Genomic DNA, 13824 nt, shown 5'->3' on the forward strand with positions numbered 1-13824 from the left:
CAGAGTAAATGAGTGAAATTACTCATGACGGTGTGGAGCGCCAGCCGCTTCATAATTTTACAGAGAATGCCTACCTCAACTATTCCATGTACGTCATCATGGACAGGGCACTCCCTTTTATCGGTGACGGTTTAAAACCGGTTCAGCGGCGTATTGTGTATGCCATGTCTGAACTGGGGTTAAGCAACTCCGCCAAATACAAAAAATCTGCCCGTACCGTCGGTGACGTGCTGGGTAAATACCATCCGCACGGCGACAGCGCCTGTTATGAGGCGATGGTACTGATGGCGCAGCCGTTCTCTTACCGTTACCCGCTGGTGGACGGACAGGGGAACTGGGGGGCGCCGGATGATCCGAAATCCTTCGCGGCCATGCGTTATACCGAATCACGCCTGTCGAAATATGCGGAAGTGCTGCTCAGTGAACTGGGACACGGCACCGCAGACTGGGTGCCGAACTTTGACGGTACGATGCAGGAGCCGAAAATGTTACCGGCTCGTCTGCCGAACATCCTGCTCAACGGTACCACCGGGATTGCGGTCGGTATGGCAACCGATATTCCGCCGCATAACGCCCGTGAGGTCACGGGTGCCTTGCTGGCGCTGATCGACAAGCCATCACTGTCTCTCGAAGAGGCGATGACGTTTATTCCGGGCCCGGATTATCCGACAGAAGCGGAAATCATCACCGGCCCGGAAGATATCCGTAAGATTTATAAATCCGGCCGCGGCTCTGTGCGTATGCGCGCGGTGTGGACAACGGAAGACGGTAATGCGGTGATCACCGCACTGCCGCATCAGGTTTCCGGTGCGAAAGTACTGGAGCAGATCGCCGCACAGATGCGGGCGAAAAAACTGCCGATGGTGGAAGATCTGCGTGATGAATCAGATCATGAAAATCCGACACGGCTGGTGGTTGTGCCGCGCAGTAACCGGATCGATCTTGAGCAGGTGATGACACATCTGTTTGCCACCACAGATCTGGAGAGAAGCTATCGCATCAACCTGAATATGATCGGTCTGGACGGACGTCCGGCGGTCAAAGGGCTGATTGAGATCCTCAATGAGTGGCTGGTTTACCGCCGCGAAACGGTGCGCCGCCGTCTGAACCACCGCCTGGAAAAAGTGCTGCGCCGTCTGCATATTCTCGACGGTTTGCTGCTTGCGTATCTCAATATTGATGAAGTGATTGAGATTATCCGTTCGGAAGATGAACCGAAACCGGTGCTGATGGACCGTTTCGGGCTGAGTGATACTCAGGCGGAAGCGATCCTGGAACTGAAATTACGTCATCTGGCCAAACTCGAAGAGATGAAAATCCGCGGCGAGCAGGATGAACTGGCCAAAGAACGCGATAAATTACAGGCAATCCTCGGCTCTGAGCGCCGTATGAATACGCTGCTGAAAAAAGAGCTCGAAGAAGACGCGAAACAGTACGGTGATGATCGCCGCTCCCCGCTCAATGAGCGTGAAGAGGCGAAAGCCATGAGCGAACATGACATTCTGCCGTCTGAACCGGTGACAGTTGTGCTGTCGCAGATGGGCTGGGTGCGGAGCGCCAAAGGTCATGATATCGACCCGGCCGGTATGAACTACAAAGCGGGTGACAACTTCCTCGGTGCTGCACGGGGTAAAAGTAATCAGCCGGTGGTGTTCCTGGATTCCACCGGGCGCAGTTACTCGCTCGATCCGCTGGAACTGCCGGGAGCCCGTGGTCAGGGTGAACCGCTGACCGGTAAACTGACACCGCCGCCGGGAGCTGTTTTTGAACAGGTGCTGATGAATGATGAAAATCAGAAGTACCTCATGGCCTCGGATGCCGGTTACGGGTTTATCTGTACCTTCAGTGACCTGGTGGCGAAAAATAAAGCCGGGAAACTGCTGATCACGCTGCCGGATAATGCGAAAGCGATGACACCGATTGAGGTGAATGACGAGGAAAACGATCTTCTGCTGGCGGTATCGCAGAAAGGACGGATGCTGCTGTTCCCTGTCGGTGATCTGCCTCAGCTGTCAAAAGGGAAGGGGAATAAGATTATCTCCATTACCTCTGCTGCGGCCGCTGCCGGTGAAGATGGTCTGGCGCATCTGTTTGTGATCCGGCCGGATGCCAGTGTGACACTGCATTTCGGCAAGCGTAAACTGACACTGCGTCCGGAAGATCTGCAGAAATTCCGTGCTGAGCGCGGACGCCGCGGTACGGCGCTGCCGCGCGGTATGCAGAAAAAGATCGAGCGGATTGATATTTCTGAGCCGGAGCCGAAGGTGTAATCTCCGGCATTAACAGCGATACTATTCACGGGGCAATGATTGCCCCGCTTTTCTTAAAAGGCCATTTTGCGGGGGACGCATGTTAGCCATTTTACGTATTATCATCGTTATTTTTTATTGTATTTTCGGCAGCCTGGCCGGCATTCTTATCTGCCTGACCAGCCCGCGTAACCCGAAGCATGTGATGACTTTCGGCCGCATGTACGGCAAGCTTTCCCATGTTTTCGGTATTAAAATGGTGTACCGCATTCCGGAAGAAGCGAAGCATTACGGCTCCTGTGTATATGTGGGTAATCACCAGAACAACTATGACATGATCACCATGTCGAATGCGGTACAGCCGCGCACGGTGACTGTCGGTAAGCGCAGCCTGATCTGGATACCGTTCTTTGGTCAGCTGTACTGGATTTCGGGAAATATCCTGATTGACCGGGGTAACCGCAGCAAAGCACATAACACGATTACCCAGGTGGCGGATCAGATTAAAAAGCGTAATATCTCTGTCTGGATGTTCCCGGAAGGCACACGCAGCCGCGGGCGCGGAATGTTGCCGTTCAAAACCGGGGCTTTCCATGCGGCGATGGCAGCCGGTGTGCCGGTAGTGCCGGTGTGTGTATCCACCACTGAGGGGCGCATTAAGCTGAACCGCTGGAATAACGGCGTGGTGATTGTGGAAATGCTGCCGCCGGTCGATACGTCAAAATACACCCGCGAACAGGTGCGTGAACTGGCAGAGGACTGCCGCCAGATGATGATCAAACGTATCGCAGAGCTGGATAAGGAAGTGATTGAAATGGAAAAACAAAAAGGCCGCAAAGACGCTTAATCCCCGTGATTATTACGTTATGCATACAATACTGGCCTTATTATTTTGCAACTTATCATAGATAAGTTTAGGAATTGCTCTTCATCCGCTATATCATACGCTTAACACTCCGTTGTTAAGCGTATGCCTTTCATTAAAGATAACACGGATGTCTCTGTCTGCTCCCCGGCATACGGGTGTTCGGCACAAATCATAAAAATCATGAAAACGTTTTTTTTCGGAGATGCTATGACACTGAGTCGGCGCCGGTTTATTCAAGCATCCGGCTTAGCTGTGTGTTTAGGTTCACTGCCTCTGTCTGTCCGTTCGGAAGACGAGGGCGGCAGCCAGCCGTTGCCTGTTCCGCCGTTGCTGGAAAGCCGCAACGGGCAGCCGCTGTTTCTGACGATGCAGCGTACACACTGGTCATTTAACGGTAAAAACCAGGTCAGTGTCTGGGGGTTTAACGGCCGTTATCTCGGGCCGACCGTGCGTGTCCGCAATGGCGATGATATCAAAATGATATACAGCAACCGCCTGTCTGAACCGGTATCGGTCAATGTCAGCGGACTGCTGGTGCCGGGAACCGTCTCCGGAGGCGCTGCACGTCTGATTTCACCGAATACCGAGTGGTCACCGGTGATCCCGGTACGCCAGCCGGCAGCAACCTGCTGGTATCACGCGAATACCCCGAACCGGATGGCTCCGCATGTCTATAACGGGCTTGCCGGGATGTGGATTGTGGATGATGAGGAAAGCCGCAGTCTGCCGTTACCAAAAGAATATGGTGTTAATGATTTCCCGCTGATTATTCAGGATAAGCGTCTGGATTCCTTCGGTTCTCCGGAGTACCGCACAGAAGATGGCGGTATGTTTACCGGTGACCGGCTGATCGTCAACGGCGCGGAAGATCCGTATCTGGAAGTGTCAAAAGGCTGGATTAGGTTGCGCATGGTTAATGCTGCCAACGCGCGCCGCTTTGAACTGAAACTCAGTGACGGCCGTCCGTTCTATATGATCGCTTCTGATCAGGGCCTGCTGCCGTCACCGGTGGCGGTTGAAGTGTTGTCCCTGTCGCCGGGTGAACGGCGCGAAGTACTGGTCGATATGTCAAAAACAGAAACGCTGACAATCACAGCCGGGGAATCCGCTACACTGACAGAACGTTTTAAAAGCCTGTTTGAGACATCAGACACACTGGTGAATACCAATGTCCTGACAATTCGTGCCACCGGCCTGATTTCGCTGGTGACAGATAATTTACCGGCCACGCTGATTCAGGACCCGACACAAATCACAACCGGTGTCCGTAACCGCGATGTGGCACTCAGTTTGTCGCCGCCGGGCATTAACGGTGCGATGTGGGATATGAGCCGCACCGATATCCGTACGCAGCAGGGCAACTGGGAGCGCTGGGTTGTCACAACCGATACACCGCAGCCGTTCCATATCAGCGGGGTCCGCTTTAAGGTGATCAACCATAACGGCCAGTCTCCGCAGCCGCAGGATTACGGCTGGAAAGACACGGTCTGGGTTGACGGGCGAAGTGAATTACTGGTGCAGATGATGCAGCCGTCTTATTCCCACTTCCCGTTCTTCTATTACAGCCAGTTCCTGGAACAGGCTGACAGAGGGGTTGTCGGGCAACTGGAAATTGAGCAATCTTCCCAGTATTAAATGACGGTAAATAAAAAAGGCTGAATATTTATTCAGCCTTTTTTATTTGGTTTTTCAGCGGCTCAGCAGCCGTTTTTCTTCATCCCGCAGCCAGCGGGAGAAGGTGCCGGCAACGGCGATAAACTGAATAATCCCGGTATCCGGTTCTTCGGTCTGCCCCAGCAGGAAGGTGATCGCGTGGCGTTTTCCCGGATACAGTGCAATGGCTTTTCCGGCCATCTGCGGCAGCGGCAGCGGGTAAGTGCAGGTTTCATAATCATTCCACACCAGTGCCGTGGCACGCAGCAGGCGCCGAGCTGTTTCGCGTTTGATCCGGCGGATTTCGGCCAGCGGCGGGCTTTTCTGTAACTGCATCAGATTGGTGCGGACCAGTACCGGAAAATCCCCGTTAATGCCATGTATAATCTCACGATTAAGTGTCACGACCGGCAGTTTCAGGGTCAGGTCATCACCCCAGACCGGCAGACAAAAATGTGCCAGCCAGTAAGACCAGACCGGCTGCTCTTCCGCAGACGTGGCTTCTGACAGCAGGCCGGTATCAAATCCTATTTTTGACACACTGCTGTGGCGGCTGGTCAGCGCTTTATCAAGACAACGGAGAATGGTTTTTTCCGCCGCACTGAGTGGCCGGTGCAGAACCAGGGTCAAATCCAGATCAGAACGGCCCGGGACAGCGCGGCCTTCCGCCACACTGCCGTAAACATAGATACTGTGCAGCACACCCGGCAGAGCGGTGCACAGGGAGTGTATTGCATCCTGTATGACGTCCTGAAATTCCGGCTGAAAAGTGTATTTGTCTGTTTTCATTATCATTATCATCAGCTCATTGCAACCCGGACGCCAAAGCCAATCAGGACGACGCCAAGTACTTTATCGATATATTTCTGAATCTTCGCCAATCCGCGGCGTACCGGGGCACTCTGAATCAGCAGCACCAGAGATGGCCAGTAAACCACTGCCAGTCCCATTACAATAGCAGCATACCAGAGTTTTTCACCAAATCCGGAATGGATATCCAGTACCTGAGTAAAAATAGCAAGGAAAAACAGCGTCGCTTTCGGGTTCAGCAAATTACAGAGAAATCCCTGCATAAAAGCTTTCTTAAAGGAGACGTGCTGATGCGAGCCGTCTCCGGTATCAAGGGTATGTCCGGACCGGGCCAGAAGGCTGTTGATCCCTATCCAGATAAGATAAGCCGCGCCGGCATATTTGAGGATCATGAACAGCCACGGTGTTGTGGTAATGATTACCGCAAGTCCCGCCACGCAATAGGTCATGTGAACGGCGATCGCGGACAGCACACCCAGCGCGGTCATCATGGCGGCAGCGCGCTGATAGCGGGCTGCGTTTTTCACAATCAGAAAGAAGTCAGGGCCCGGTGAGATCATACCGAGCGCGGCGATGGTGGTAACCATCAGTGTGGCGTCATACATGTGCTATATCCTTGCCGAAAAAGACCCGAAAGCAGAGTAAAAGTATGACCCACATTCAAGAGTGAAGACAAATAAATTATTTGTATTGATGAAACACTGAATTCAGTCGACGGAATTGAGTAGTTTACGTATAGTGACGACAAAATTTCTCTCAGCCCTAAGGTGAAATGAATGAACATTAGCTTGATCGCTGCTTTAGCTATGGATCGGGTTATTGGCATGGAAAATGCGATGCCATGGACACTGCCGGAAGACCTGGCATGGTTTAAACGTAATACGGTCAATAAACCGGTGATCATGGGTCGTGTGACTTATGAATCTATCGGCCGTCCTTTGCCGGATCGCCTCAATATCGTGCTCAGCCGTACGCCGGGCGACGATGATCGCGTGGTCTGGGCTAAGTCTGTGGAAGAAGCACTGGCGATTGCACAGAAAGAAACTGACGGCGAAATCATGGTGATGGGTGGCGGTAAAGTTTACGGACAATTCCTGCCGCTGGCAGACCGTTTATACCTGACACATGTTGATGCGGAAGTCAGCGGAGATACTTATTTCCCGGACTATGAGCCGGATGAGTGGGACTCCGTGTTTATGGAATATCATGATGCGGATGAAGCAAACTCTCACGGTTTCTGCTTTGAAATCTTAGAGCGCCGCAAGAGCTGATTAATCAGTTGATTCGTATTATTTCATAAATAATATTAATACAAAAAAGCAGAGCCACCGGCTCTGCTTTTTTCTTGTCTGTGCCGGATACCCGGTCAGTCATCATCTTCATCCCGCACGGCAAAAGATTCCTGCCAGAAATAACAGCGATCTTCCCAGCGCAGCATAGTGAGCTGTCCACCCCAGCAACAGCCGGTATCCAGCGCATAAATGCCGCGTGGCGCGCCTTTCCCTTCCAGTGACGCCCAGTGACCAAAGGCCACACTGTAGCCTTCCGGCAGTTTTGACGGCAGGGCAAACCACGGTTTCAGCGGTGCGGAAACCTGATCCGGTTTATCCTTGCTGACCATATCCAGCTGTCCGCCGGGGAAGCAATAGCGCATCCGGGTCAGTGCATTGGTGGAAAAACGCAGACGCGGCAGGCCCGTCAGGGAAGGTGACCAGTCATTCGGCAAATCACCATACATGGCGTTAATAAACAGCGGGTAGGTATCACTGCTGAGAACGGCTTCCACTTCACGCGCACAGGTGACAGCGGTTTCCAGATCCCACTGCGGGGTGATCCCGGCGTGAGCCATGATCAGTTTTTTCTCATGATCGACCTGTAACATCGGCTGACGGCGCAGCCAGTTGATCAGTTCATCCAGATCCGGTGCGCTGAGCAGTTTATTCAGATGATCACGCGGTTTATTGCGGCTGATCCCTGCGTAGATCCCCAGCAGGTGAAGATCATGATTGCCGAGTACCAGCCTGACACAGTCTCCCAGGCTTTTGACATAACGGAGAACATCCAGTGAATCCGGGCCGCGGGCGACCAGATCACCGGTCAGCCACAGGGTGTCAGCCTGTGGATCAAAATCAGCCTGAGCCAGTAATGCGCGAAGTTCACGGTAACAGCCGTGAACATCGCCGATAAGATAGGTTGCCATAGAGAATCAGTGAATAAAGGTTGGTATTGCGAGCCGGAAAACAGGGACTTCACTGATGAAATCCGCACCCTCGTGATCCACCATAGTGTAGTAACCTTCCATGGTGCCCAGCGGTGTTTCCAGGACTGTGCCGCTGGTATAACGATACTCTTCACCGGGCCGGATCACCGGCTGTTCACCGATGACACCTTCCCCCTGAACTTCTGTCTGGCGGCCTTCACTGTTGGTGATACGCCAGTAGCGGCTGATAAGCTGCACAGGATCACGACCCAGGTTGCGGATAGAAACGGTATACGCGAAAACATAGCGTTCCGCATCCGGTTCAGACTGACTTTCGATATAGACACTCTGAACCTGAATACAAATTCTCGGGTCGTTATTCATGATGAATCCCCTATGAGGCGGGATGTTCCGCCAGGTAATTGGCCATCAGACAGTATTGCGCAACACTGATATTCTCTGCACGGGTGGCCGGATCAATACCCAGTTCAGTCAGGGTTTCCGGACTGAACAGATCACCTAAGCTGTTGCGGATAGTTTTACGGCGCTGGTTAAAGGCCTGAGTGGTCACCCGGCTGAGCAGTGCGACATCTTTCAGTACATACGGATTTTCGCGGTGCGGGATCAGGCGGACAACGGCTGAATCCACTTTCGGTGCCGGGCGGAATGCCGTCGGCGGCACATCCAGAACCGGTACGACCTGGCAGTAGTACTGCGCCATAACACTCAGACGGCCGTATGTTTTGCTGCCCGGACCGGCAACCAGACGGTTAACCACTTCTTTTTGCAGCATAAAGTTCATATCACTGATTGCATTAGTGAAAGTGAACAGATGAAACATCAGCGGCGTGGAAATATTGTACGGCAGGTTACCGAACACGCGCAGCGGCTGACCGCGCTCCTGTGCCAGCGCCGTGAAATCCACGGTCATGGCATCCTGCTGAATAATGGTCAGTTTGCTCTGTAAAAACGGATGGCTGGCCAGACGGGCGGCCAGATCACGGTCAATTTCAATGACCGTCATTTTGTCCATGCGATCGGCGACCGGCTCAGTGAGTGCAGCCAGTCCCGGCCCGATTTCAACAATCGCCTCGCCGGGTTGCGGGTTAATCGACGCGACAATGCTGTCGATAATAAATTGATCGGTTAAGAAGTTCTGCCCGAAACGTTTACGGGCAAAATGCCCCTGATGGACTCGTGTATTCATTGACTGTTTTTAATCATTGTAATCGCTAAATTTAATGCGGTGATAAAACTACCCGCATCTGCTTTGCCGGTACCTGCCAGTTCCAGGGCTGTGCCGTGGTCGACAGAGGTCCGGATAAACGGCAGTCCCAGCGTGATATTCACGGCACGGCCGAATCCCTGATATTTTAGCACAGGAAGGCCCTGATCGTGATACATGGCGAGCACGGCATCCGCACGCTCCAGGTATTTCGGCTGGAACAGGGTGTCTGCCGGCAGCGGACCTTCCAGGGAAATACCCTGTGCCCGCAGCTCATCCAGTGCCGGGATAATGGTGTCTATCTCTTCATGTCCCATATGACCGCCTTCCCCCGCATGCGGGTTCAGACCACAGACGATGATATGCGGCTGTGCAATACCGAATTTGGTGCGCAGGTCATGATTGAGAATGGTGATCACTTCATGCAGGCAGGTGCGGTCAACTGCGGCCGGAACCTGCAGGATTGGCAGATGTGTGGTGGCCAGTGCCACCCGCATTTCTTCCGTGGCCAGCATCATCACCACACGCTTGCAGTGGCTGCGGTCGGCGAAAAATTCAGTGTGACCGATAAACGGAATCCCGGCATCGTTAATAATACCTTTGTGCACCGGCCCGGTGATCAGTGCTCCAAATTCACCCTGCAGACAGCCGTCACAGGCGCGTGCCAGAGTTTCTGTCACATAAGCCGCATTTGCCACATTCAGCTCACCGGCAACCGCCGGGGCTTTCAGTTCAGCAGGCAGAATGGTCAGTGTTCCGGCGCGTTGCGGCTGACAGGCGGTATCCGGTGAATAAGGTTCAAGGGTGAGCGGCAGTGACAGGGCGTGTGCGCGTTGCTGCATCAGTTGCGGGTCGGCACAAACTACCAGTTTTACCGGCCAGTCGCGCTGTGCCAGCGCGACTGTCAGGTCAGGACCAACCCCGGCAGGTTCGCCGGGGGTAATAACGACAGGTTTCAGCTTATTTGTTACTGCCATCTGAAATTTCCACGTAAGCGCCGGCGCGCTGTTCCTGCATCCAGCTTTGTAATTCTTCACTGAATTTACGGTTAAACAGCATACGGTAGGCGCGATCTTTCTGAGCCGCTTCGGTCTTATCCACGTTGCGGGTATCTTCAAGCTGGATCAGATGCCAGCCGAAAGATGAACGGACAGGCTGACTCAGTTCGCCTTTTTTCAGTTTCATCAGTGCATCACGGAAAGCAGGGTCGTAGATATCAGGCATTGACCAGCCTAATTCACCGCCGCGCAGGGCAGAACCCGGATCTTCTGAGAATTGTTTTGCCGCAGCGTCAAAGGTGGTTTTGCCGCTTTTCACATCAGAGGCAATCTGCTGCAGTTTGCCGCGTGCCTGCTCATCGGTCACTATCGGTGAAGGTTTGATCAGAATATGGCGGGCTTTCACTTCAGTGACAGAAATCGGCTGATTGTTTCCGCGGACTTCATTCACGCGCAGAATATGGAAGCCGACACCGGAACGTACCGGCCCGACAATTTCACCGCTTTTGGCAGACTGAAGACGTTCAGCAAACAGACCCGGCAGTTCCTGTAAACGGCTCCAGCCCATGTTACCGCCTTTCAGCGCCTGCGGATCGGCAGAATAGGTAATCGCCAGTTTACCGAAGTCCGCGCCACGCTGAAGTTCGTTCATAATGGTGGTGACTTTTTCTTTCGCGGTATTCATCTGCGCTTCTGTCGGATTTTCCGGCAGCGGGATCAGGATGTGGCTGATGTTCAGCTCAGTATCCGCAGCATTCTGGGTACTGATCAGATTTGCCAGGGACTCAACTTCCTGAGGCAGAATCACCACACGACGGCGGACTTCGTTATTACGGACTTCCGCCATCATCATTTCTTTGCGGATATCGCTGCGGTATTTGTCGTAGCTCATACCGTCGCGCTGCAGACGCTCTTTCATCTGGGCCGTCGTCATATTGTTCTGACGGGCGATATCTTCGATAGCACCATCAACAGCCTGGTCAGGGATAGTGATTTGCATCTGTCCGGCCATCTGCATCACGATGTTGTCCATGATAAGACGTTCAAGAATCTGCTGACGTAATGTTGCCTGATCCGGAATCTGCTGACCGGCATTGCGGGCATTCATCGTGACAGTCTGAAGCATATTATTGACATCACTCTCCAGAACCACACCGTTATTGACCACTGCCGCGACTTTATCAAGCTGCTGCGGTGCTGCAAATGATGCTGTGCTTGCCGTGAACATCAGGCTGAGAATGAGTGTTCTCCAGTTTTTCATAAGTATCCCATCATGTTTCGTATCGCCGTACCACCGGTACGGCATGTGAAAATTGTGTCAGCTCAGGCGGTTAAAATGCCGGGACATACGGCAGAATACCACGTTCAAGCATTTTCTGACTGCCCAGACTGTAATTGCTGCTCATACCGCGTAATTCGATATTAAACGTGATTTTATTGTCGTATTCACTGGCATCATTTTTCCAGTCGATAATCTTACGTTCGTAACCGACGTTTGCCGCCCAGCAGCAGGTATTATATTGCAGACCGACTAACTGGCTGGCCGGCTGGCTCTCTTTGGTGTCATAGTAATACTGACCGACAAAGGCCCACTGCTCGGCAACCGGCCAGCTGGCGACGATACCGACCTGAGAGATACCTTTCTGGTTCGGGGGCGTAACATAACCTCCGCCGTACTGAGTATGCTGGCGCATTGCCTGAATATAGTCCCGGTCCACATAGCGGTAGTTCAGCTGAATCAGACGCTCTGCATCCTGGCGGTACTCCATCGTGGTATTCGACATGGAGACACTGCCCAGACGGCGGTCATACTGAATACCGCCTTTCAGACCCCAGTTGTCGTTATAACGCCACATGGCATCTCCGGCCCAGACCATCGAACCGGTTTCATCTTTTTCATCCACAACCGTTTTTTGAGAATCACCGGTACGCGGACGTTCAAAGTAGTAGATTTGACCCACAGAAACGTTAAATCGTTCAACTAATTCATCATCATAAATCCGGCTGGTTACCCCGGTGGTCACCTGGTTGGCAGAGGCAATACGATCCAGCCCACTGTACATACGGTCACGGAACAGGCCGCTGTAGCTGGACTGCATCAGGGTGGAGTCGAAGTTATTGATGTTATCCTGATTTTTATACGGGACATACAGGTACTGCGCACGCGGCTCTAATGTCTGGGTGAAGCTCTCATTAAAGAACATAGGCCGCTCGAAGATCATCTTCGCATCAGCTTTAAACTGCGGCAGCACACGGGTAACATTTTTTTCCAGCCCGGCGTTATTCGGTGTATCAGGAATGTCCTGATCATAATGAGTTGCCATCAGCTTCGCTTCAGTATTGAAGCTGGCCCAGCCGTTAGACAGCGGCAGATTAAGGGTTGGTTCCGCATGCAGACGGGTGGCATCCGGATTATTTTTACCCACGCTGGTAAAGCGGGCGACCTGACCATAGGCGCGGAAATCAAACACACCGAGGTTGTTTTTATAATAGTTGAGATCCAGCTGCGGCTCAGCACGGTAGGATGTCGCGTTATCATTATTGGTCAGGATCTGGAACTGTTTGGCCGTAACGGTGGCATTCCAGTTTGACTTGCGGATACCTACTGCCAGTTTCTGTGTGGCATAACCGTCAGTGGAGTTACCGTAAGCGGATGTAAAATCAGTAAAATAGCGCGAATCGCTGACTTTGGTGTAGTCAGAAGAGAACCACCAGTCCTGTGCGAATGATCCGTTGTGACCCCAGTAGAATAGCCAGCGGTCATTCGAATCACGTTTCGCCCATTCTGCATTACCGCCGGCGTCTTTATCTTTCTTGTACTGCTCATCATCCAGCAGGAAATCGAATGCCAGTGTGCCTGCACCGAACTTAGTGAGGTAACGGAATTCGTTATCCATTTTCAGACCACGTTTACTGAAGTAATGCGGCGTGAAAGTGGCATCATAATTCGGGGCCATATTCCAGTAATACGGCAGGGTAAATTCCAGACCGGATGATTTGGAATAGCTGCCGTTCGGGATCAGAAAACCGGAGCGGCGTTTATCACCGATCGGTAACTGGAGATACGGGCTGTAAAATACCGGAATATTGGCGACGCGGAAGCGGGCATTCCAGATTTCCGCAACCTGCTCTTCCCGGTCAATAATGACTTCAGAACCTTTGACGCTCCAGCTGTCATTGCCCGGCAGACAGGAGGTAAAGACCCCGTTTTCGAGGATGGTATAACGGTTGTCGCCGCGGAGTTTCATTTTGTCGGCATCACCGCGGCCCTGGCGGCCGACCATCTGATAATCGCCTTTCTCAACATCAGCATCGTTATTGTTGAGATTCATCCGGGCTTCAGGGCCTTTCAGACGAATTTGCGGATCAGAATAGCGGACATCACCGGTCGCTGTCGCAATGCGCACAGGATCAGTTTCTTCGCCGCTCTGAGTGACTTCCACTTCGTTCGCTTTCAGATTCTGGTTACCTGAGCGGATATCGACACCACCGGTATATTTTACCGCACGCGGATATTCGCCTGACATACCTTCTGCAGTGATATTGACAGGAAAATCACCGGCTTCCCCGTCAACAACCGGCTCATCATATACCGGAACGCCCAGCATACATTGCTCGGCAAGAGTGGCGGCTTGTGCAGCCTGACTGTATAGCGCTGCCCAGATAATGGTGGCCAGCAGGGTTGGATAACTCTTCTTCATAAGTATGTCTGCAATTCCGTCCTCGGTAGCACATTGCCCGAACGCCAAAAGCCTAATTTACACGAAAAAAGAGCGTGCGTGAAACACGTTCACGTATCCAAATGGCGTTAGGCATCGTAC

Annotated in this window: 12 protein-coding genes; 4 read left to right on the forward strand and 8 right to left on the reverse strand. The window is 52.6% G+C overall.

Translation table 11 applies throughout. The features are described from left to right. Nucleotides 1–8 precede the first annotated feature (8 nt). From parC to ftsP, 3 genes are all read left to right on the forward strand, one after another. Complete coding sequence (gene parC / locus R5268_RS12395; protein ID WP_317419427.1) at nt 9–2270, forward strand: DNA topoisomerase IV subunit A; 2262 nt, start codon at nt 9–11, stop codon at nt 2268–2270. 79 nt (nt 2271–2349) lie between these two features. After that, nucleotides 2350–3096 carry a 1-acylglycerol-3-phosphate O-acyltransferase gene (locus tag R5268_RS12400; RefSeq protein ID WP_107680180.1) on the forward strand — a complete coding sequence of 249 codons (747 nt, stop codon included), beginning with the start codon at nt 2350–2352 and terminating at the stop codon, nt 3094–3096. Nucleotides 3097–3324: 228 nt separating this feature from the next. Beyond that, on the forward strand, nt 3325–4752 hold the full coding sequence (gene ftsP / locus R5268_RS12405) for a cell division protein FtsP (RefSeq protein ID WP_317419426.1): 1428 nt from the start codon (nt 3325–3327) through the stop codon (nt 4750–4752). Between the two features lie 54 nt (nt 4753–4806). Here the strand turns inward: ftsP and R5268_RS12410 are convergent, their stop codons facing one another. Together R5268_RS12410 and R5268_RS12415 are read right to left on the reverse strand one after the other, a co-directional pair. After that, nucleotides 4807–5559: a nucleotidyltransferase domain-containing protein gene (locus tag R5268_RS12410; RefSeq protein ID WP_243846686.1), complete on the reverse strand. Its 753-nt coding sequence runs from the start codon at nt 5557–5559 to the stop codon at nt 4807–4809. Nucleotides 5560–5570: 11 nt separating this feature from the next. Further along, on the reverse strand, nt 5571–6185 hold the full coding sequence (locus R5268_RS12415) for a LysE family transporter (RefSeq protein ID WP_317419425.1): 615 nt from the start codon (nt 6183–6185) through the stop codon (nt 5571–5573). A gap of 171 nt (nt 6186–6356) precedes the next feature. Here R5268_RS12415 and folA point away from each other — a divergent pair, with 171 nt between their 5' ends. Continuing rightward, nucleotides 6357–6851, forward strand: coding sequence for a type 3 dihydrofolate reductase (gene folA / locus R5268_RS12420; RefSeq protein ID WP_046894147.1), 495 nt, complete (start codon nt 6357–6359; stop codon nt 6849–6851). Nucleotides 6852–6946: 95 nt separating this feature from the next. Here the strand turns inward: folA and apaH are convergent, their stop codons facing one another. The 6 genes from apaH to lptD all read right to left on the reverse strand — a co-directional run bounded on the left by apaH (nt 6947) and on the right by lptD (nt 13704). Beyond that, nucleotides 6947–7780 (reverse strand): bis(5'-nucleosyl)-tetraphosphatase (symmetrical) ApaH, encoded by an 834-nt coding sequence (apaH, locus tag R5268_RS12425; protein ID WP_107680178.1) that lies wholly within the window; start codon nt 7778–7780, stop codon nt 6947–6949. Nucleotides 7781–7786: 6 nt separating this feature from the next. Further along, nucleotides 7787–8164 (reverse strand): Co2+/Mg2+ efflux protein ApaG, encoded by a 378-nt coding sequence (apaG, locus tag R5268_RS12430; RefSeq protein ID WP_107680177.1) that lies wholly within the window; start codon nt 8162–8164, stop codon nt 7787–7789. Between the two features lie 10 nt (nt 8165–8174). Continuing rightward, the gene (rsmA, locus tag R5268_RS12435; RefSeq protein ID WP_107680176.1) at nt 8175–8987 is read right to left on the reverse strand and encodes a 16S rRNA (adenine(1518)-N(6)/adenine(1519)-N(6))-dimethyltransferase RsmA; all 813 of its coding nucleotides are present in this window, start codon (nt 8985–8987) and stop codon (nt 8175–8177) included. Further along, on the reverse strand, nt 8984–9982 hold the full coding sequence (gene pdxA, locus R5268_RS12440; protein WP_046894149.1) for a 4-hydroxythreonine-4-phosphate dehydrogenase PdxA: 999 nt from the start codon (nt 9980–9982) through the stop codon (nt 8984–8986). Before pdxA ends, rsmA begins: the two co-directional genes overlap by 4 nt. Further along, nucleotides 9966–11264 (reverse strand): peptidylprolyl isomerase SurA, encoded by a 1299-nt coding sequence (gene surA / locus R5268_RS12445; protein ID WP_046894150.1) that lies wholly within the window; start codon nt 11262–11264, stop codon nt 9966–9968. Before surA ends, pdxA begins: the two co-directional genes overlap by 17 nt. Before the next feature lie 70 nt (nt 11265–11334). Then, nucleotides 11335–13704, reverse strand: a complete 2370-nt coding sequence (gene lptD, locus R5268_RS12450; RefSeq protein ID WP_317419424.1) for an LPS assembly protein LptD — start codon at nt 13702–13704, stop codon at nt 11335–11337. Nucleotides 13705–13824 lie beyond the last annotated feature (120 nt).

The organism is Morganella sp. BCCO 40_0007, from assembly GCF_032989665.1.
Lineage (GTDB): Bacteria > Pseudomonadota > Gammaproteobacteria > Enterobacterales > Enterobacteriaceae > Morganella > Morganella sibonii.

What these genes read in the sequence shown, in the direction of transcription:
- parC (WP_317419427.1), top strand. Translation starts at nt 9, where the DNA reads ATGAGTGAAATTACTCATGACGGTGTGGAGCGCCAGCCGCTTCATAAT.
- R5268_RS12400 (WP_107680180.1), top strand. Translation starts at nt 2,350, where the DNA reads ATGTTAGCCATTTTACGTATTATCATCGTTATTTTTTATTGTATTTTC.
- ftsP (WP_317419426.1), top strand. Translation starts at nt 3,325, where the DNA reads ATGACACTGAGTCGGCGCCGGTTTATTCAAGCATCCGGCTTAGCTGTG.
- R5268_RS12410 (WP_243846686.1), bottom strand. Translation starts at nt 5,559, where the DNA reads ATGAAAACAGACAAATACACTTTTCAGCCGGAATTTCAGGACGTCATA.
- R5268_RS12415 (WP_317419425.1), bottom strand. Translation starts at nt 6,185, where the DNA reads ATGTATGACGCCACACTGATGGTTACCACCATCGCCGCGCTCGGTATG.
- folA (WP_046894147.1), top strand. Translation starts at nt 6,357, where the DNA reads ATGAACATTAGCTTGATCGCTGCTTTAGCTATGGATCGGGTTATTGGC.
- apaH (WP_107680178.1), bottom strand. Translation starts at nt 7,780, where the DNA reads ATGGCAACCTATCTTATCGGCGATGTTCACGGCTGTTACCGTGAACTT.
- apaG (WP_107680177.1), bottom strand. Translation starts at nt 8,164, where the DNA reads ATGAATAACGACCCGAGAATTTGTATTCAGGTTCAGAGTGTCTATATC.
- rsmA (WP_107680176.1), bottom strand. Translation starts at nt 8,987, where the DNA reads ATGAATACACGAGTCCATCAGGGGCATTTTGCCCGTAAACGTTTCGGG.
- pdxA (WP_046894149.1), bottom strand. Translation starts at nt 9,982, where the DNA reads ATGGCAGTAACAAATAAGCTGAAACCTGTCGTTATTACCCCCGGCGAA.
- surA (WP_046894150.1), bottom strand. Translation starts at nt 11,264, where the DNA reads ATGAAAAACTGGAGAACACTCATTCTCAGCCTGATGTTCACGGCAAGC.
- lptD (WP_317419424.1), bottom strand. Translation starts at nt 13,704, where the DNA reads ATGAAGAAGAGTTATCCAACCCTGCTGGCCACCATTATCTGGGCAGCG.